We start from the raw sequence: 19751 nt of genomic DNA, 5'->3' as shown, positions 1-19751 counted from the left end.
ATCATGGAAGCAATCAAGGACTTCTTCGGCAGTCTGATGCTGAAGGAAATGTTCGAAGGCATGCGCCTGACGGGCAAATATTTCTTCAAGCGCAAGATCACGCTGCGCTACCCGGTGGAAAAGACGCCGACTTCGCCCCGGTTTCGCGGGCTGCATGCGCAACGCCGCTACGAAAACGGCGAGGAACGCTGCATCGCCTGCAAGCTGTGCGAAGCCGTGTGTCCGGCCCTGGCCATCACCATCGAGTCCGAACAGCGCGAGGACGGCAGCCGCCGCACCACACGCTACGATATCGATCTGACCAAGTGCATTTTCTGCGGCTTCTGCGAGGAAGCCTGTCCGACCGACGCCATCGTGGAAACCCATCTGCACGAATACCACGGCGAAAAACGCGGCGATCTGTATTTCACCAAGGACATGCTGCTGGCCGTGGGCGATCGCTACGAATCGGAAATTGCCGCCCGTCGCGCTGCCGACGCGCCTTATCGTTGATGCCGGAAGACCGACCATGAGTTTTGATTCAATCCTGTTCTATCTGCTGGCCATTGTGCTGGTCGTGGCCGCGTTTCGCGTCATCACGGCCACCAGCCCCGTCACCGGGGTGCTGCACCTGATCCTGACCTTCTTTACGGCATCCATGATGTGGATGCTGATCCAGGCCGAATTTCTGGCCCTGGCGCTGGTCATCGTCTACGTCGGCGCCGTCATGGTGCTGTTCCTGTTTGTCGTCATGATGCTGGACATGCGTCTGGAAGGCCTGAAAAGCGGCCTGAAGGTCTATCTGCCGCTGGGCCTGACCATCGGTGGCGTCATGGTGCTGGAAATGGCCTTTGTGGTGCTGCGTTCCTGGGGCGATGCTGCGGCGATGCCCCAGCCGGCCGACAACATCGACAACACGCTGGTGTTGGGCACGGCCATGTATACGGATTTCGCCTATGCCGTGCAGATCGGCGGCGTGATCCTGTTGGTGGGCATGATCGCTGCCATCGCGTTGACCATGCGCACGCGCAGCGACTACAAACGCACCAATCCCGGCAAGCAGGTGCGCGTCACCGCGGCTGACCGCATCCGCATCGTGAAGATGTCCTCCGTGGTCGACACGCCTGCTGCTGAATCCGAAGGAGCCGAAAAATGATGCAGATCGGACTGAGCCATTACCTGATCGTGGGGGCGATTCTGTTCGCCATCGGCGTGTTCGGGTTTTTTCTGAATCGGCGCAACCTGATCGTGCTGCTGATGTCGATCGAATTGATCCTGCTGTCGGCCAACATGAACTTCGTGGCCTTTTCCGTCTGGTCGGGCAATCCCGCCGGGCAGGTCTTCGTGTTTTTCGTGCTGACGGTGGCGGCTGCCGAGGCTGCCATCGGGCTGGCCATTCTGGTGCTGCTGTTCCGCAATCTCAGCACCCTCAATGTCGACAAGCTTGACCAGCTGAAGGGGTAAGGGCGTCATGACTGCGCAAAGTCTCTATCTATTGATTGCCCTGGCGCCGCTGGCAACGGCCCTGCTGATCGGGTTTTTCGCCACTGGTTTCATGGGTTCGTGGCTGGGCCGCCGGGGAACGCACACCCTGGCCATCCTGGGGGTGGCGGTGTCCTTCGTGGGTTCGCTCATCGTCTTGCAGCAGGTGCTGGACGGGCAGACCTTCGACGGCACGATCTACACCTGGACCATGATCGGCTCCATCAAATACGAGGTCGGTTTCCTGATCGATCCGCTGTCGGCGCTGATGATGGTGGTGGTCACCGGCGTGTCGCTGATGGTGCACATCTACACGGTCGGCTACATGGCCGAAGACCCCGGCTACAACCGTTTCTTCTCCTATATCTCGCTGTTCACGTTCTCCATGCTGATGCTGGTGATGGCGAACAACATGCTGCAGCTGTTCTTCGGCTGGGAAGCCGTGGGCCTGGTGTCCTATTTGCTGATCGGTTTCTATTATTCCAAGCCGTCGGCCGTGTTCGCCAACATGAAGGCCTTCATGGTCAACCGGGTGGGGGATTTCGGTTTCGTGCTGGGCATCGGCCTGTTGTACGCCTATGCCGGCAGCCTGCACTATGGCGAAGTCTTCGCCCAAGCCGACAAACTGGGCGCCATCGTCTTCCCGGGCACCGACTGGCAGATGCTGACGGTCGCCTGCCTGTGCCTGTTCGTGGGCGCCATGGGCAAATCCGCCCAGGCGCCGTTGCACGTCTGGCTGCCCGACTCCATGGAAGGCCCGACCCCGATTTCCGCCCTGATCCACGCCGCCACCATGGTGACGGCCGGGATCTTCATGGTGGCCCGTTTCTCGCCGGTCTATGAACTGAGCGAAACCGCGCTGTCGGTCATCATGGTGATCGGCGCCTTCGGCGCGCTGTTCCTGGGCATCCTGGGCGTGGTGCAAAACGACATCAAGCGTGTCGTGGCCTATTCCACGCTGTCGCAGCTGGGTTACATGGTGGTGGCGCTGGGCGCATCCGCCTATTCGGTGGCGATCTTCCACCTGATGACGCACGCCTTCTTCAAGGCCCTGTTGTTCCTGGGGGCCGGCTCGGTCATCATGGGCATGCTGCACGATCAGGACATGCGCCATATGGGCGGCCTGTGGAAGCGCATGCCGATCACCTGGATCACCATGCTGATCGGCACGCTGGCGCTGGTGGGTACGCCGTTTTTCTCGGGTTTTTATTCCAAGGAAAGCATCATCGCGGCCGCCGGTGCGGCGAATATCCCGGGCGCGGGCTTTGCCTACGCCCTGACGCTGACGGGCGTGTTCGTGACCTCGCTGTATTCCTTCCGCCTGTATTTCCTGGTCTTTCACGGCAAGGAACGCTATCCGGATCACGAGGATCACGGCCATGACCATGGCGAGGGCCATTGGACCAATCATGGCGACGGCCCCGGCATTCATGCTCTGCATGGCGCCAAGCCCAAGGAATCGCCCTGGGTGGTCACGCTGCCGCTGTCCCTCCTGGCGGTCATGTCGATCGTGGCGGGCGTCTGGTTCGTCGATCCGCTGCTGTTCAATGGCTATTTCGGCAAGTCCATCACGGTGCTGGCGCAGCATCCGGCCATGGCGGCGCTGGCCGAGGAATGGCACGGCTGGGTGGGCTTCGGGCTGCATGGCCTGACGTCCGTGCCCTTCCTGTTGCTGCTGGCCGGTTTCGTGGTGTCCTGGTATTGCTGGCTGATCAATCCGGCCGTGCCGGCGGCGATCGCCCGTGCTTTCGCCCCGGTGTACCGTCTGCTGGACAACAAGTACTACTTCGACTGGTTCAACGAACAAGTCCTGGCCCGCTTTGCCCGCAGTCTGGGTCGCGGCCTGTGGCAGGGCGGTGATCGCGGCATCATCGACGGTCTGCTCGTCAATGGCAGTGCGCGTCTGGTGGGGGCTGCCGCCGCCACGACGCGTCTGCTGCAGTCCGGCTACATCTACCACTACGCCTTCGCCATGATCATCGGCATCATGGTGTTTCTCACATTCTTCGTCCTGATGGTTCATTGATGGCTAGCGAAATGGCGTCTTCAACACTCCCCTGGCTGACTCTGTCGATCTTCGTCCCGATCATGTTCGGGCTGCTGGTGCTGCTGGTCGGCAGGGATGACAATCCGGGTCCTGCCCGGGTGCTGTCGCTGGTCGGGTCCATCGTGGGCCTGCTGGTGACGATTCCTCTGTACACGGGCTTCAATGCCAAGACGGCGGACATGCAGTTCGTCGAAAACACGCCGTGGATCGAGGCCTTCAACCTGAACTACCACCTGGGCATCGACGGGATCTCGGTCTGGTTCGTGCTGCTGACGGCCTTCATCACCATCATCGTGATCCTGGCCGGCTGGGAAATCATCAAATCCCGCGTGGCCCAGTACATGGCGGCCTTCCTGATCCTGTCAGGACTGATGATCGGCGTGTTCAGCGCGCTGGACGGCATGCTGTTCTACGTGTTCTTCGAAGCCACCCTGATCCCGATGTACATCATCATCGGCGCCTGGGGCGGGCCGAACCGGGTCTATGCCGCGTTCAAGTTCTTTCTGTACACGCTGCTGGGTTCGCTGCTGACGCTGATCGCCTTCATCTATCTGTGGCATGCATCGGGCGGGTCGTTTGACATCGCCACCTGGCATCAGCTGCCGCTCAGCTACACAGAACAGATGTTCGTCTTCATCGCGCTGTTCGCCGCCTTTGCCGTCAAGATCCCGATGTGGCCGATCCATACCTGGCTGCCGGATGCCCACGTGGAAGCCCCGACGGGCGGGTCCATCGTGCTGGCGGCCATCATGCTGAAACTCGGCGCCTACGCATTCCTGCGCTTCTCGCTGCCGATCACGCCGGATGCTGCCCACAGCCTGGCAGGCATGATGATCGCCCTGTCGCTGGTGGCGGTGATCTACATCGGGCTGGTCGCCATCGTCCAGGACGACATGAAAAAGCTGGTGGCCTATTCGTCCGTGGCGCACATGGGCTTTGTCACCCTGGGCTTTTTCGTCTTCAACGTGACCGGCCTGGAAGGCGCCATCATCCAGATGATCTCGCACGGCTTTGTGTCGGGCGCCATGTTCATGTGTATCGGCGTCATGTACGACCGCCTGCACACGCGCCGCATCGATGCCTACGGCGGCATCGTCAACCGCATGCCGCGCTTCGTGACGTTCTTCGTGCTGTTTTCCATGGCCAATGCCGGCTTGCCGGGCACCAGCGGATTCGTCGGTGAGTTCACCGTCATCCTGGGCGCCGTGCAGTACAACTTCTGGATCGGCCTGCTGGCGGCGTCAGCCCTGATCTGGGGCGCGGGCTATTCCCTGTGGATGGTCAAGCGCGTGGCCTTCGGCCCGGTGGCCAACGAACAGGTGGACGGCATGCAGGACATCAACCGCCGGGAATTCCTGATCCTGGGCCTGTTGGCGATCTTTACGCTGTTCATGGGGATTTATCCCAGCTTCTTCACGGATCTGATGCACCCTTCAGTGCAAGCGCTGCTGGATCACGTCGCTCAATCCAAACTGTAGACCGGAATCACGATGCAAAATCTTTTCGACTTCGCACTGGCGACCCCCGAGATTGTTCTGCTGGTGCTGACCGGGGCAGTGCTGCTGATCGATGCCTTCGGCAACGAACCCCAGCGGCGCATGACCTTTATGCTGACCATGGGCGCCTTGTTGGTGACGGTCCTGGTGTCCTGGGGACAGTGGGGCGAGGGGGTGCAGGGGCGCACGTTCAGCGGCTTGTATGTGGCGGATTCCCTGGGCCATTTCCTGAAGATCCTGTCGGCCATCGCAGTGGCGGTCACCTTGATCTATGGCCGCGCCTATGCGGAAAAACGCGACATGATGACGCGGGGCGGGGAACTCTATTCCCTGACCTTGCTGATGCTGCTGGGTGAATTCGTCATGATCTCGGCCGGCAGCATGCTGACCGTGTATCTGGGCGTGGAACTGATGTCCTTCGCGCTGTATGCGCTGGTCGCTCTGCGCCGGGATCACCTGCCGGCCACCGAAGCCGCCATGAAATACTACGTGTTGGGTTGCCTGGCGTCCGGCATCCTGTTGTACGGCATGTCCATGATCTATGGCGCCACCGGCCAGCTGGGCCTGGCGGAAATCGCCCAGGTCATCCGCGACGGCGGCGCCCAGCGCCTGCCGCTGGTGTTCGGCGTGGTGTTCATCGTGTCCGGCCTGGCCTTCAAGCTGACGGCAGCGCCGTTCCATATGTGGACGCCCGACGTCTATCAGGGGGCGCCGACCACGGTGACGCTGCTGGTGGGGTCTGCGCCGAAATTCGCCGCCTTTGCCATTACCCTGCGCCTGCTGATCGAGGCCCTGCACGGCATCGCCGTCGACTGGCAGCCCATGCTGCTGATCATGGCGGCTCTGTCGCTGGCCATCGGCAATATCGTGGCGATCGCCCAGACCAACTTCAAGCGCATGCTGGCGTATTCGACCATCTCGCACATGGGCTTCGTGTTCCTGGGCCTGCTGTCGGGCGTGTACGAAGGCCAGGCGGGCGCCAGTTCTGCCGCCTATGGCGCGTCGCTGTTCTACATCGTCATCTATGTGCTGACGACGCTGTCCACCTTCGGCCTGATCATGCTGATGTCGCGCCAGGGCTTCGAGTGCGAGCAAATCGCTGACCTGAAGGGCCTGAATCGCCGCAATCCGCTGCTGGCCGGCGTGCTGATGCTGTCCATGTTCTCGCTGGCGGGGATTCCGCCGCTGTCGGGCTTCTATGCCAAGCTCGTCGTGTTGCAGGCCTTGGTGGGCGCCGGTCATGTGGCGCTGGCGGTGTTTGCCGTGCTGATGTCGGTGATCGGCGCGTTCTACTACCTGCGGGTGGTCAAGATGGCCTACTTCGACGAACCTGACGACGGTGTCACGCTCAGTTCCGGCACGGTCGCCACGCGCGGTGTCATGTCCTTGAATGGCCTGCTGGTGATCGGTCTGGGGATTCTGCCCGGCGGATTGATGACGCTGTGCATCAGTGTGATTCAGCAGTCGCTGCGCTTCTAAGGATCTGACGCTTCATGACCCTGACGCTCGCGGTCTGGTTGGTGATTCTGGGCGCTTTGGCGACGGCCAACCTGCCTTTCTTGCTGGAACGCCCTCTGGCCCCCTGGCCCTGGGGGCGGGCTTTCCAGTCCTTGAACGGTTCCTTGCGCTGGATCGCCGGCCTGGGGTTTGTGGGCTTCTTGGCGCTCTGGTCCTGGGGTACCGTCCAACTGGCTGGCGGCGCCTTTATCGGGGTCGGCAGCGCGCTGTTCGTGGTGAAGCTGTTGATCAGCATCGCGCTGGCGGCGCTGTTGCTGTATCTGCCCGGCGTCCTGGCGGGTAAAGACGCGCCGTCCGGCAAGCCCTTTATCGACCGCCTGCTGGAAGCCATGGTCGGCTACCTGATGATCGGCACGCTGGGCTTCACGATGGAACTGGATATGGGCAACGCCTTTCCCCAGGGCTGGGAATTCTATGCCGTGACCCTGGCCCTGTTTGTGGTGCTGGGCTATCCGGGTTTTGTCTGGCGCTACATGATGCAGCGGCGGCGGCGTTAGGGCGCCTTGTGTGAATAGACCCGCTGCGGCGGGTTTGTTTTTATCGGTCCCAGAGCGTGTCCGGGCCGATGTCAGCCAGGGTGCGGCAGCCTGTCAACGCCATGGCGACTTCCAGTTCCCCCCGCAAAATCTGAATCAGGTGCGCGACAGCGCTTGCGCCATCCACGGCCAGGGCGTGCAGTACGGGACGTCCGATCAAGACGGCCTGGGCGCCCAGCGCCAGCGCTTTCAGGATGTCCGTCCCTCTGCATATGCCTCCGTCCATCAGGATAGGGACATGGCCGCCGACCGCCTGTGTGATGCCTGGCAGCGCGTCCAGCGTGGAGGGCAGGGTATCCAGGCAGCGGCCGCCGTGGTTGGAGACGATCAGGCCATCGATGCCGTGTGCGACGGCAGTACGGGCATCCTCCGGGTCCAGGATGCCTTTCAGCCACAAGGCCGTGTCGGGCAGTTGCGCCCGCAGCCAGGCGACGTCATCCCAGGTCGGCGCAGCGTCCAACAGGCCGCTGTCGAATAAGGGGCTGCCGCCGGGGGGGACGGGCCGTGCGGCGGCGGGCGACAAGCCGTCCAGGTGCACGGAACGGATATGGTCTGGTCGCTGAAAGCCGCTGCGCTGTTCGGCATTGCGCACGCCATTGACCGGGGCGTCCACTGTCAGGACCAGGGCTTGAGCGCCGGCTTGGACGGCGCGGCGGGCCAGCGTCAGTGTGTCCGCGCGGCGCGTCTGGGCATAGAGCTGAAACCAAAGTGTCGGCGGGCCCGGCAGGGCGGCCAGGGTTTCGATGGGCGTGCCGGATTGGGCGCTGACAATATAGGGCGTGCCGGTGGCCGCCGCCGCCAACGCTGTGGCGCATTCCGCCTCGGGATGCAGCAGGCCGTGCCAGGCGGTGGGCGCGATCAGGATGGGATGCTTCAGTGCCTGGCCCAGCAGCGTCAGGCCCGTGTGCGCCCCCGCCATGGGTCGCAGCGCACGGCTGCGCAGGCGCACGGCGGCGTAGGCGGCCCGATTGGCCTGGGCCGTGATTTCATCCGCGCCGCCGGACTCCAGCCAGGCCCAGGTCGAGGGTTCCAGCCGTGCGCGGGCAAGGTTGGCGTAATCCTGGGCGCAGCGGGGAAGCGGAGGTGTCGGAGCGTGCATCGGAAAGCTTATCGGTGGCCGGATCGGTCTGCTCTGCTCAGGATCGCGGAGAGTGTTCCGTCAGGCGGGTAAAATGGCCGCGCACCATTGTGGAGACCGGATTCATGGCACATATTATCTTGCAGGCGCCGCGCCTGCTGGCGGCGGACGTCGAACGGCTGGCGGCAGTCGCCTGTGCGGAAGGCGTGCAGGAACTGAGCCCCACGGCGATCCGTCTGCTGAATGTGGACCCGTCCACCCGCGAGGAATTCATACCCATGGCGCAGGCGGCGCATATGGATGCGGCCTGGCTGGCTGCCATCCATCGGCTGGCTGACTGCAAGGTGCTGGCGATGGATATGGATTCCACGCTGATCAATATCGAGTGCATCGATGAAATCGCCGACGCCGTGGGCCGCAAGGCGGAAGTCGCCGCGATCACCGAGGCCAGCATGCGCGGCGAGATCAAGGATTTTTCCGAGAGCCTGCGCCGTCGGGTGGCCTTGTTGAAAGGCGTGCCGGAATCGGCGCTGGAAGCCGTCTTCACGCAGCGCTTGCGCCTGAATCCAGGCGCTGAAAACCTGATCGAAGCCGCCCGTGCGCATGGCCTGAAGACGCTGCTGGTGTCGGGCGGGTTCACCTTCTTTACCGAGCGCCTGCGTCGAGGGCTGATGTTGGACCAGACCCATGCCAATACCTTGGAGGTCGTAGACGGCGTGTTGACGGGGCAGGTGCTGGGCGACATCGTGGACGGCGCTGCGAAGGCCCGCCATGTGCAGGCGCTGGCGCAGTCCGTCGGGGCGGCGCCCGAACAGATCATTGTGCTGGGGGATGGGTCCAACGACCTGCCGATGATGGCCCAGGCCTATTATTCCGTCGCCTACCGCGCCAAGCCCGTCGTGCGTGAACAGGCGCGCTTTGCCTTGGATGTCAGCCCTCTGGATGCCGTGCTGAACTGGTTTCGGCGGCAGCATTAGACGTTATGGCTCGGCCCACAGGCGCAGCAGGTTGTGATACACGCCGGTCAGCTGGCTGATGGTGTCGGGATCGCCGCCGGATTGGATCAGGCGCTGGATGGCGATGTCCTGTTGCAGCAGGATGCTGCGTTGCGTGTCATCGCGCACCAGACTTTGCGTCCAGAAAAACGAGCCGTAGCGCACGCCTTGCGTGACGGGGGTGACCCGATGCAGGCTGGTGCCGGGGTAGACCACGGCCTGGCCGGCGGGCAGTTTCACGCGCTGTTCGCCGTAGGTGTCCTGGATGATCAGCTCGCCGCCCTCGTATTCGCTGGGGTCGCTGAAGAACACGGTGGTGGAGATGTCTGTGCGCAGCAGGCCCGATGACGGCCCTTCGGCCTGCAGACCGCTTTGGGATCGGCTTGCATCATCAGCATGTGCCGGGCCGGTTCGTGGACGGGCCGGCAGCCTGAACACAGCGTTGTCGATATGAAAACCGTAGTGCTCGCCGCCTTCGTAGCGATTGAAGCGCGGTGGCAGGATGTGGGCGGGCAGGGCGGCTGACTGGAATACCGGGTGTTGCCGCAGCGCCTGGACGATCAGATCGCCGATCTGTCGGCCAATCGGGTCGTCCAGCGTCAGCTGGCGGTTGGCCTTGACGTGGGCGGCGACATGGCCTGCCGTGCGGTTGCCGTTCGTCCAGTCGGCGGACGCCAGGGCCTGGCGGCAACGCTGTACGTGTTCTGCGCTCAGCAGGTCGGGAATCGTGATCAGCATCGGGTCGTCAGAGTAGAGCCGGGCGCGGGCGTTCCCGGATGGTGTGCGTAGCGCTTGGCCAATTGCATCAGCCGGGCAGCGCAGTCAGGGCTGTGGTCTGGATCCGGTGCCGCCGGCAGAGCCGCCAGATATGTATGCAGCCAGGTTGAGGCCTGCTGCAGAAAGGCCGGAGTGGCCGTGTCGGGGACCCTTTCCAGCCAGGATAGGGCAGCCTGGATCCGGCCTTGCGCCAGCAGCAGGCGGGCGCTGTTGAACTGCCCGCGAAAATCACCGCCGGCAGCCGCCTGCTGATACCAGTCCAGCGCCCGGCCCGCATCCTGCCGGACTACCCAGCCGTCTTCGTAGAAACTGCCGATCATATTCATGGATTTGGCATGGCCCAGCGCGGCCGCTTTGCGGAACCAGTCCAGCGCGGCCGTGCGGTCGCTGGCGATGCCTTGGCCAAGAGATAGTGCGGTAGCGTAGTTGTACATGCCCCAGTCCAGGCCGCCGATGGCCGCCAGGCGAAACCAGTAGGTTGCCATGAAGACATTTTGCGGCAGACCCCAGCCGTGGGCGTGACATTGGCCCAGCATATTCAGGGCCATGGGGTTGCCGTGGCGGCTGGCATGCTCGAACCATTGCACCGCCTGCCCTGGGTCGCAGGCAACGCCCCGACCGTCCAGCAGCCATTGCCCATAGACCAGTTGCGCCTGGGCGACACCGCCTTCGGCGGCGGCTTTCAGGGTGATAGCCGCCTGTGCGGGCGGGCCGGCCAGGATGCGCTGCAGGTCGGCTGCCAAGGCGGACGGGTCCGCCCGATTGATGGCGTGGCTGTCCAGCGCGCCGGTGGAAGGCGGCGCGCCTTCGGTCTGCGGGGCGAAGGCAGGGCAGCTCATGATCAGAAGTGCAGGTTCAGTGTGGCGACCGCAGAGCGCCCCGGAGCGATCGAGGCATAGTGCGAGGCGTAGGCCTTGTCGTAGTAGGTCTTGTTGAACAGATTGTTCACGTTGATCTGCAGGTCCACGGTCTTGCTGAACTTGTAGCCGGCCATGGCGTCGAAGCGCCAGTAGGATGGGATGGTGATGGTGTTGGCGGTGTTGCCGTACTGCTTGCCCACGAAGTAGGCGCCGACGCCGGCTGCCAATTGCGGCGTAAAGGCGTAGGTGTTCCACAGGCTGAAGCTGTGCTTTCCGGTGTGTTGGGGAAGGCGTTGCCTTCGTCCTCGACGCGGAATCGACCGCTTCTGTCTTTGCCGTTTCCGTTTTCGGCGATGCGGCTCTTCAGGTAGGTGTAGCCGCCGTACATCTGCCATTGGGGGGTGATGCTGCCGGAAAGCCCAAGCTCAAAACCATCTACATGCTTCTTGCCAGCCATCGTATAGTCCCCGTTGGCCTGGGTGATACGGGCATTGGTGGTTTCCACGCGGAACACGGCGGCGGTCAGGCCCAGGCGTCCGTCCAGGAAATCCCACTTGGTGCCCAGTTCTGCATCGTGCGGTTCTTTTCCGGGGCCAAATCTTCGGCATTGAGACCGCTGTTGTTGCGCCCCGGCGTCAGGCTCTGGCTTTCGCTGCCTTCGCCAAGGGTTGCACCCGCAGGCGTGGACGAGGTGCCGAAAGACGCGTAGATGCTGCCGTTGGCAGCAGGCTTGTACACCAGACCCAACTGATAGTTGAATAGGGTGTCGTGGCGGTCGATACGGTCTTTCTCGAACTGGCTCAACCGGGTCGCGTAGTCGTCCACCCGCAGGCCCAGCGTCGCCTGCCACTGTTCATTGAATTCGATGGTGTCAAAGCCGTAGATCGATTTGGTCTGGGTGCGGGTGTAGGTGGGCTTGCCGACGGGGCCGCCGCTGCCGCTATTGACCCAGGGGTCATTGGGGTTGGGGTTGTAGAGGCTGGTGCAGTTGTAGTTGGAGCCTGCGCCCGTTGTCGTGCAGATAGGTTTTTTGGGGTCTGCGAAATTGCTGGTTCGATTTATATCCAGACTATCCTTGCGCCCATCTTCCATCGATAGCTCAATCCCCGTCAGGAAGCGGTGCTTCAGTTGCCCGGTGCGGAATTCGCCCAGCAGCTCCGTCTGATTGGCCCAGGTGCTGACCCGGCTGTCGCGGCTGTTCATGCGGCGCCAGACCATGCCGTTGTTGACGTTGCCTTTGCTATCGTCCGGCTGGGTCACCACATAGCGTTGCGTGCCCCGTGTGTAGCGGGTCTGGTTACGCAGCGTCAGGGTGTCCCTGAAATCGTGCTCGATGCGCAGTGTGCCCATATCGTTGCGCGTGCGGCGATAGTCGCTGTCCAGCCCGTAGAAATTGTCACGATCTACGTCGACGGGCGTCCGGTGGAATCTTGAGTCCTTCGAATAGGTATACGGAATCCCGCTGTCCGGCGTATCGTCTGACTCCATGTGGAAGTAGCTCAGCGTCACGCGTGTGGGCGTACCCAAGCCGAAGGAGATCGTCGGCGCCACACCCCAGCGCTGGTAGTCCACGGCATCGCGGCCATCGACGTCCTGGCTGTGGTTCATCGCATTCAGGCGAAAGGCGGTGGTCTCGCCCAGCTGCCAGTTGCTGTCCACGGTCTGGCGGAAATATTTGGCGGTGCCTGCGCCCACGGATACATCGGTGAAGTCGCGCAGTTTCGCGGTCTTGCTGATCAGGTCGATGCTGCCGCCCGCGCCGCCCCGGCCCGCGTAGGCGCCGTCGGCGCCTTTGATGACCTCGACCTGTTCCAGGTTGAAGACTTCACGGGATGCCGCACCGATATCGCGCATGCCGTCGACGAAGGTGCTGGATTGGGCGTCATAGCCGCGGATGAAGGGGCGGTCGCCCAGCGGGTTGCCGCCTTCGCCTGCACCGAAGGTGATGCCCGGCGAATTGCGCAGCACATCGGTCAATGTGGTGGCGGCCTGGCTCTGGATCAGTTCTTTGGGGATGATCTGCAGGGATTTGGCGGTGTCGAGCACCGGCGCCGTGAATTTGTCGGAAGCGGAGGCCTTCACCAAGAACGGCGCAGGATTTTCGCCCTGGACCTTGATGGGGCTGAGCTGAGCCGGATCCGTGTTCTGGGCCTGTGCAGCCTGCGGCAGCAGGAACAGGCCGGGAGTGGCCAGCGCCGCAACCAGGCCGCCTGCCAGCTTTCCGGCTCTGGGCTCTAGGGTATCTTCCACGCAAATTCTCCTTCAAATGATAAATGTCATGAAAATCATTCTCAATTAGGGTATGAATTCTAAACAAGAATTGTTCTCAATACAAGTGGTGGAGAAATGGTGCAGACGGATTGAGTTGCACATAGTGTGCCGCCGGATCGTCCGGCATAGTCCTGACAATCTATCCTCTGTTATCCTAGTCCTACAACCTTCTGGACTGGTTCCCAGCTCTCTGCGGGCCATTGCGCATTGCGAGAGCCGAGGGATCCGGCGGTTGAGGCGTGGATGCTTTCGGAAGAGTGCGTAGCCCATGAGCAATAGAGGCTCACCCCCTGTGCTGTCCATCGATCGGATCAAACGGACCGTCGTCAAGGCCGTTCTGTCTGACGACTTGCTGTTCGAGAATTTGGTCCTCAAGGGCGGTAATGCCGTTGATCTCATCCATCAGATCACCGCGCGGGCGTCGGTCGATATTGATTTCTCAATGCCGGGCGATTTTCCCGGAGGCGCCGATGCGCTGTGTCGGCTCATGGATCGAGCCTTGGTCCGGACTTTCCGTATGGACGGGTATCGAGTCTTCGATCTGAGAATGCTCGAAAAGCCGGGGCATCTAAGCGAGGATATGGCCGGTTTCTGGGGAGGCTATGGCATTGAGTTCAAGCTGATCAGCGAGGCGCTCTATCAGGAGCATAGCCCGAACGTTGACGCGTTGCGCAAGTATGCACTCAATCTTGGTAGGGGCAAGAAGTTCCTGATTGATGTCAGTCGGCATGAATATGTCGATCATAAGCAGAGCGTGGAATTCGAGGGGTACATCATCTATGTGTATTCCCCCGATATGATTGTCTGTGAGAAGCTGAGGGCAATCTGTCAGCAGATGCCGGAATACAGCCCCATCATCCGTAGGGCGCGCCCAGGGGGTGCTCGTGCTCGTGATTTTGTAGATATCTACTATCTGGTCACGATATTGGGCCTGGATCTCATCACTGACAGGCATCAAGAAATGATCGCGGAAATGTTTGACCGCAAACGGGTTCCGCTGTCGTTGATTGGTCGTATTCAGCACTACCGTGAGTTCCATCGTGCAGATTTCGCCGCCGTGCAGGCGACCATGAGTCCAGATATCGTCCTTGAGGCGTTCGATACCTATTTCGACTTCACGCTCGACCTGGTTGGGCGGCTAAAGCCCCTTTGGGATATATAGGCGCCAGCTGTCGATGTAGTGCATGTCTTTCATTCCGTGTGCCAGGTAGAAGTCGTAGCGCATTGGAAACCGCTTGATCAGGTCTAGCTGGCTGGACCGGTAGCCGGCGCGTTCTAGATAGAACCCGATCACCTGGTGGTAGGGATAGGTGTGGTCTATTGTTTGCAGCATAGCGGCCAGGGCATTGACCGATGCGTGTTCTTTGGCAAGTCGAAAAGCCTTCATCACCTCGAAAATTCCGCCTGCGTAGGCTGGGCGTACGGCGATGTCGATCAGTGTGCGTTCCAGGCTGGTCAGGCGGACCGTAACCGATGTATCGCTGTCATATGTCACGGATTCGGAGGTCACGCCAAGTTCAGCCGTGTTCTTTCCATTGATCAGGTAAATCCTGGCCCCTCTGAAGTCGATGACGTTATTGGATTCACGTGCCTTGCGTCTGAAGGCGGCGTCGATTCGTTCCTGGGCCAGGCCGCCTGTGGACTGGCTCTTGAGGTGTTGTTCGTGGTTCAGATAGATCGTCTTGGGAATCTGCTCGGTTAGGCCATGCATGCGCATCGCTGTGTAATGGCTGTAATAGCAGCGGGGTTTGAGTGTCGACAGGACTTCGAGCAAGGGGACGGAACCCCAGACAAACCGTGTTTCTTCGCGATGGGGGAAAGGAAAGTGGAACGTTGTGAGTTTTCCGTGCTGTTCCAGGAAGTCTATGAAGTCCTGTGTCGTGGTGCGTTGAGCCAGGCGCCACCCCTGTCGTTGCTCAGACAGAATTCGCTTGAGATCACTTAATTTGAAGACGGGCGCAGGCTGTCCGTCTAGGCAGCGGACGATGTCCGGTTTGGCAATCTGGATCCGTGATTGGTTGGCCATTGTATTGATCGTACTGTGAAGTATATATACTTCACAGTATATTTTGTTTTTAGTAAGCGCACTAGCTAGAAAAGCAGGGCCTTTGGTCGAGGATTGCTTGCTCTGCATAGAGGAAGGCCGTCAAGCTAGATGATGGTTGGAAGCCGACAGAGTGGTATTTTGCAGAAATACGTACGCGTCTTACGAAGTATATATACTTCGTAAGACAGGTTTAATTGAACTGGCGCCTTAACGTTGAGACCCGGCATGGGAGGTGACCTTGTCGTTGGCTGTTGTTCAGCCGTTTACGCCGCCGCGCCGCCCAGACGTTGCAGCAGGCCGCGCAGTTTCTGCACCCGGCCGGGCACATCCACTGCGCCGCCGAAGCTGATCTTCAGCCGGTCCGGGCCGTTCAGGCGTACCTGCCGGTCTTGCTGGACCAGTTCGATCACACGCAGCGGCTCGACCTTGGGTTGGGCGGAAAACTGGATGGAGGCCTGGGATTCCCCGGCATCGACCTTGATGACGCCCAGGGATTGGGCCAGCAGGCGCAGGCGGTGCAGGGACAGCAGTGTCTGGCCCGCTTCGGGCAGCTTGCCGTAGCGGTCGATCAGCTCTTCCTGGATCAGCGTCAGGGCATCGGCATCGGCGGCGTGCGCCAGTCGCTTGTAGAGCCCCAGACGGGCCTGCACATCGGCGCAGTAGTCCGAGGGCAGCAGGGCGGGGGCGTGCAGATTGATTTCGCACTGCATGCCAAAGGGGCTGTCCAGATCCGGCTCTTCGCCGGATTTCAACGCGCGCACGGCTTCGGCCAGCATGTCGTTGTACAGGGTGTAGCCGATTTCCTGGATGTTGCCGGACTGCGATTCGCCCAGCACTTCGCCGCTGCCGCGGATTTCCAGATCGTGCATGGCCAGGAAGAACCCGGCGCCCAGTTCCTCCATGGACTGGATGGCTTCCAGGCGTTTTTTGGCGTTGCTGGTGATGGCGTCTTCGCCGGGGGTCAGCAGATAGGCATAGGCCTGATGGTGGGACCGGCCCACCCGGCCACGCAGCTGGTGCAATTGGGCCAGGCCCAGTTTATCGGCGCGATGGATGATGATGGTATTGGCCGAAGGAATATCGATGCCGGTTTCGATGATGGTGGTGCACAGCAGGACGTTGCTGCGCTGCTGGTAGAAGCCTTTCATGACTTCTTCCAGTTCGCGCTCGCCCATCTGGCCGTGCGCGACGGCGATGCGGGCTTCGGGCACCAGTTCTTCCAGGCGCGCCCGGCGATTGCCGATGGTTTCCACTTCGTTGTGCAGGAAGTACACCTGCCCGCCGCGCTTCAGTTCGCGCAGGATGGCTTCGCGGATGGTGCTGCCGTCTTCGCGGCGCACGAAAGTCTTGATGGCCAGGCGTTTCTGCGGCGCAGTGGCGATGACGGAAAAATCGCGGATGCCTTCCAGCGACATGCCCAGCGTGCGGGGGATCGGCGTGGCGGTCAGGGTCAGCACGTCGACTTCGGCGCGCAAGGCTTTCAGGGCTTCTTTCTGGCGTACGCCGAAACGGTGTTCCTCGTCGATGATGACCAGGCCCAGCTGTTTGTAGCGGATGTCCTTGGACAGGATCTTGTGGGTGCCGATGACGATGTCCACCGACCCGTCGGCCAGTCCTTCGATGGCCTTGGCGGTTTCCTTGCCGGTGCGAAAGCGTGAGAGTTCAGCGATGCGGATCGGCCAGTCGGCGAAGCGGGTGGCGAAATTCTGCGCGTGCTGCTCGGCCAGCAGCGTCGTGGGGCACAGCAGCGCGACCTGGCGCCCGTTCATGGCGGCCAGGAAGGCCGCCCGCAGGGCGACTTCGGTCTTGCCGAAACCCACATCGCCGCAGACCAGCCGGTCCATGGGGCGTCCGGACGTCATGTCCTGGATCACCGCCGTGATGGCGGCGGCCTGGTCGGGGGTCTCCTCGAAGCCGAAGCCTTCCGCGAAGGCCTGGTAATCGCGGGCGGGAAATTGGAAGTGCAGGCCGTCGCGGGCAGCGCGCTTGGCATACAGGGCCAACAGTTCGGCGGCCGTGTCGCGGGCCAGGCGGGCAGCTTTGCGGCGGGCTTTTTCCCATTGCCCTGATCCCAGAGGATGCAGCGGGGCCTGGTCCGGGTCCGCGCCGCTGTAGCGGGCGATCAGGTGCAGTTGCGATACCGGCACATATAAAGTGGCCTCGCGGGCGTATTCCAGGTGCAGCAGTTCGATCGGGCCGTCGCCCAGGTCCATGCTGACCAGGCCCCGGTAGCGGCCGATGCCGTGCTGCACATGCACCACCGGGTCGCCCACGTGCAGTTCAGCCAGATCGCGCACCATGGCATCGATGTCGCTGTGCTGCTCGAACCGCCGCCGGCGGCTGCGGGCGGGGCGCGCGGCCTGGGCCGGATACAGATCGTTTTCGGTCAGGATGGCCAGGCCGGCCGGGGGCGCTAGGAAGCCGCCGGTCAGCGGCGCCACGATCAGCGCGAAGCGGGCGTCGCTGTCCAGGTAGTCCTGCCAGGTGTCGAAGGCGGCATCGGGCTTGATCCGGTAGTCGCCCAGCAGTTCGGTGATGGTTTCGCGGCGGCCGGCGGAATCCACGCAGATTGCGGTGCGCAGCGGGCTGGTGTCCAGATGACGACGCAGGCTGGCCAGAGGGATCGTCGGCCCGGCGGTTGATGGCGACGTCCGGGCAGGCGGCGAAATCCGGATGGGCTTGATCATGCACCAGGGCCAGGCGGGCCAGATCACGTAACCGGGCATGAAAGCCCTCGTCATCCAGGAACAGGGCATCCAGCGGCAGGACGGGCCGTTCAGGGTCGGATTTCAGGAATTGCCAGCGGTTGTGCGCATCCTGGGTGAAGCGGCCGATGGCGGCGGAGGCGTCGCCCAGCGTGACGGCCAGGGTGTCGGCCGGCAGGTAATCGAACAGGGTGGCGGTGTGCTCGAAGAACAGCGGCAGGTAGTATTCGATCCCGGCAAAGGCGATGCCGTTGCCGATATCCTTGTAGGGCAGTGCGCGGGACGGATCGCCTTCGAATAGTTCGCGAAAACGCGCCCGGAAATGATTGCGGGCGGCCTCGTCCATCGGAAATTCGCGGCCAGGCAGCAACTCGATTTCGCGTACCGGGTACAGGCTGCGCTGGGTGTCGATGTCAAAGCTGCGGATTGATTCGATCTCGTGGTCGAACAGATCGATCCGGTAAGGCAGGGCCGAACCCATGGGGAACAGGTCGATCAGGCCGCCCCGGATGCAGAATTCGCCGGGGGCGCTGACCTGTGTGACATGGCTGTAGTTGGCCAAGGTCAGCTGCGCCCGCAGCCGTTCTTCGTCCAGCGCATCATCCTGGCGAAACTGAAAGGTATAGGCCGCCAGGAATTCCGGCGGCGCCAGGCGTACCAGGGCGGTCGTGACCGGAACGACCAGCACGTCCACGACGCCCTGTCCCAGGGCATGCAGGGTGCGCAAGCGCTCGGAAATCAGATCCTGGTGGGGTGAAAAACTGTCGTAGGGCAGGGTTTCCCAGTCCGGCATGAACCGCACCCGCAGGTCCGGATCGAACAGGGAGATCTCCTCGGCCAGACGCTGGGCGGCCAGAGGGTCGGCGCAGAATGCGGTCAGCGGATGCCGAGCCTGCCGGGCCAGCGCGGCCAGCCACAGGGCATCGCCGGATCCGGGCGGGCGGGGTTGCGCGTAGCGCTGGCCGGGCTTCAGCGCGGCCAGGGTGGCGGCCAGCGTGGGCAGGGCCGGAGAAACGGATCGGGTGGAGAGGTCTTGCATCAGGACTGTCGTTTGTTCTTCAGGCTTTGCTTGGTCTTGGCCAGCACCTGGCTGGCCTGATCGCCGCGGTGCAGGGCGACCCCCAGCGCCAGCACATCGATGATGGTCAGGTGCGCCAGGCGCGAGATCATCGGGCTGTAGAGTTCGGTGTCTTCCTGGGTGTCGGCCCGCAGCAGGATGGTGGCCAGGTCCGCCAGCGGCGAACCCGATGCCGTGATGGCGATGATCGGGCAGCCGTTGTCATGCGCCAGGGTGACGGCGTCCAGCAATTCGCGCGAACGGCCGGAATGCGAGATCGCTACCAGGGCGTCGCGCGGCCCCAGCAGCGAGGCCGCCATGCTTTGGGTATGACTATCGGCGTAGGCTACGACCGCCAGGTCGAAGCGAAAGAATTTATGTTGCGCGTCGGTGGCGACGATGCCTGAATTACCGATGCCGTAGAACTCGATGCGGCGAGCCGTCGCCAGCCGTTTGATGGCGGATTCCACCTGTCCCGGGTCCAGGCCGTCGCGGATGCGCAGCAGGGCCGATACGGCGTTATCGAACACCTTGCCTGTCAGGGCCGGGATGCCGTCGCCGGGCGTCAGGGCGGAATGCACATAAGGCACTCCGTGGATCTGGCTGGCCGCCAGCTGAACCTTGAAGGCCGGCCAGCCGGCGTAGCCCAGGGTCCGGCACAAGCGGATCACGGTGGGTTCGCTGACCTCGGCCGTCTGGGCGATATCGCCGATGGACATGCGTGCGGCATCGCCCGGCCGGGCGATGATCAGGCGGGCGACGCGGGCGGCGGCCTTGCTGAGATGAGGCAGGCGGTTGCGCAGTTCGGGCAGAATGGGGGTGCTCATGAGTGGCTTAGTATAAAGGCCGCGTGGGGTCGATGGATGACGATCAGAGGCGCCGCGGTTTCACTATAATTCGATC

The 19751-nt window shown here is 62.3% G+C and carries 14 protein-coding genes and 2 pseudogenes; 9 read left to right on the top strand and 7 right to left on the bottom strand.

Going from position 1 to position 19751, the window contains the following annotated elements:
* Window positions 1-3 precede the first annotated feature (3 nt).
* Genes nuoI through VDP79_RS03420 form a run of 7 tightly spaced genes read left to right on the top strand, consistent with a single transcriptional unit; the run spans window position 4 to window position 7019 of the window.
* A complete protein-coding gene (gene nuoI, locus VDP79_RS03450) occupies window positions 4-492 on the top strand; it encodes an NADH-quinone oxidoreductase subunit NuoI (RefSeq protein WP_323016830.1) in 489 nt (162 codons plus the stop codon).
* A gap of 16 nt (window positions 493-508) precedes the next feature.
* Entirely contained in the window at window positions 509-1135 is a 627-nt protein-coding gene (locus VDP79_RS03445; RefSeq protein ID WP_323016829.1) for an NADH-quinone oxidoreductase subunit J, read from the top strand.
* Window positions 1135-1443, top strand: a complete 309-nt coding sequence (gene nuoK, locus VDP79_RS03440) for an NADH-quinone oxidoreductase subunit NuoK (RefSeq protein WP_323017007.1) — start codon at window positions 1135-1137, stop codon at window positions 1441-1443. The genes VDP79_RS03445 and nuoK overlap by 1 nt, the downstream gene beginning before the upstream one ends.
* A gap of 7 nt (window positions 1444-1450) precedes the next feature.
* Complete coding sequence (gene nuoL, locus VDP79_RS03435; RefSeq protein ID WP_323016828.1) at window positions 1451-3487, top strand: NADH-quinone oxidoreductase subunit L; 2037 nt, start codon at window positions 1451-1453, stop codon at window positions 3485-3487.
* A gap of 11 nt (window positions 3488-3498) precedes the next feature.
* Window positions 3499-4986, top strand: a complete 1488-nt coding sequence (locus VDP79_RS03430) for an NADH-quinone oxidoreductase subunit M (RefSeq protein WP_323016827.1) — start codon at window positions 3499-3501, stop codon at window positions 4984-4986.
* Window positions 4987-4998: 12 nt separating this feature from the next.
* Window positions 4999-6483 (top strand): NADH-quinone oxidoreductase subunit NuoN, encoded by a 1485-nt coding sequence (gene nuoN / locus VDP79_RS03425; RefSeq protein ID WP_323016826.1) that lies wholly within the window; start codon window positions 4999-5001, stop codon window positions 6481-6483.
* Window positions 6484-6497: 14 nt separating this feature from the next.
* Complete coding sequence (locus tag VDP79_RS03420) at window positions 6498-7019, top strand: DUF2818 family protein (protein ID WP_323016825.1); 522 nt, start codon at window positions 6498-6500, stop codon at window positions 7017-7019.
* A 40-nt stretch (window positions 7020-7059) separates the two neighbouring features.
* On the opposite strand, the gene VDP79_RS03415 is transcribed toward VDP79_RS03420, so the two are convergent.
* On the bottom strand, window positions 7060-8157 hold the full coding sequence (locus VDP79_RS03415; protein WP_323016824.1) for an alpha-hydroxy acid oxidase: 1098 nt from the start codon (window positions 8155-8157) through the stop codon (window positions 7060-7062).
* A gap of 104 nt (window positions 8158-8261) precedes the next feature.
* Here VDP79_RS03415 and serB point away from each other — a divergent pair, with 104 nt between their 5' ends.
* Entirely contained in the window at window positions 8262-9113 is an 852-nt protein-coding gene (serB, locus tag VDP79_RS03410; protein WP_323016823.1) for a phosphoserine phosphatase SerB, read from the top strand.
* Window positions 9114-9116: 3 nt separating this feature from the next.
* On the opposite strand, the gene VDP79_RS03405 is transcribed toward serB, so the two are convergent.
* From VDP79_RS03405 to VDP79_RS03390, 3 genes and pseudogenes are all read right to left on the bottom strand, one after another.
* Entirely contained in the window at window positions 9117-9869 is a 753-nt protein-coding gene (locus VDP79_RS03405) for a Fe2+-dependent dioxygenase (RefSeq protein WP_323016822.1), read from the bottom strand.
* A complete protein-coding gene (locus tag VDP79_RS03400) occupies window positions 9863-10747 on the bottom strand; it encodes a tetratricopeptide repeat protein (protein ID WP_323016821.1) in 885 nt (294 codons plus the stop codon). The genes VDP79_RS03405 and VDP79_RS03400 overlap by 7 nt, the downstream gene beginning before the upstream one ends.
* 2 nt (window positions 10748-10749) lie before the next feature.
* Window positions 10750-13018, bottom strand: a pseudogene (locus VDP79_RS03390) (TonB-dependent receptor).
* 313 nt (window positions 13019-13331) lie between these two features.
* Here VDP79_RS03390 and VDP79_RS03385 point away from each other — a divergent pair.
* Window positions 13332-14201, top strand: coding sequence for a nucleotidyl transferase AbiEii/AbiGii toxin family protein (locus VDP79_RS03385; protein WP_323016819.1), 870 nt, complete (start codon window positions 13332-13334; stop codon window positions 14199-14201).
* Here VDP79_RS03385 and VDP79_RS03380 read toward each other — a convergent pair.
* The 3 genes and pseudogenes from VDP79_RS03380 to VDP79_RS03370 all read right to left on the bottom strand — a co-directional run bounded on the left by VDP79_RS03380 (window position 14178) and on the right by VDP79_RS03370 (window position 19675).
* Complete coding sequence (locus VDP79_RS03380) at window positions 14178-15065, bottom strand: type IV toxin-antitoxin system AbiEi family antitoxin (RefSeq protein WP_323016818.1); 888 nt, start codon at window positions 15063-15065, stop codon at window positions 14178-14180. The genes VDP79_RS03385 and VDP79_RS03380 overlap by 24 nt on opposite strands.
* Before the next feature lie 284 nt (window positions 15066-15349).
* Window positions 15350-18830, bottom strand: a pseudogene (mfd, locus tag VDP79_RS03375) (transcription-repair coupling factor).
* Window positions 18830-19675, bottom strand: a complete 846-nt coding sequence (locus VDP79_RS03370) for an SIS domain-containing protein (protein WP_323016817.1) — start codon at window positions 19673-19675, stop codon at window positions 18830-18832. Before VDP79_RS03370 ends, mfd begins: the two are co-directional and overlap by 1 nt.
* Window positions 19676-19751 lie beyond the last annotated feature (76 nt).

The sequence above is a fragment of the Castellaniella sp. genome (assembly GCF_034675905.1).
GTDB lineage: Bacteria > Pseudomonadota > Gammaproteobacteria > Burkholderiales > Burkholderiaceae_B > Castellaniella.
This window is presented reverse-complemented; position numbering and strand designations above follow the sequence as displayed.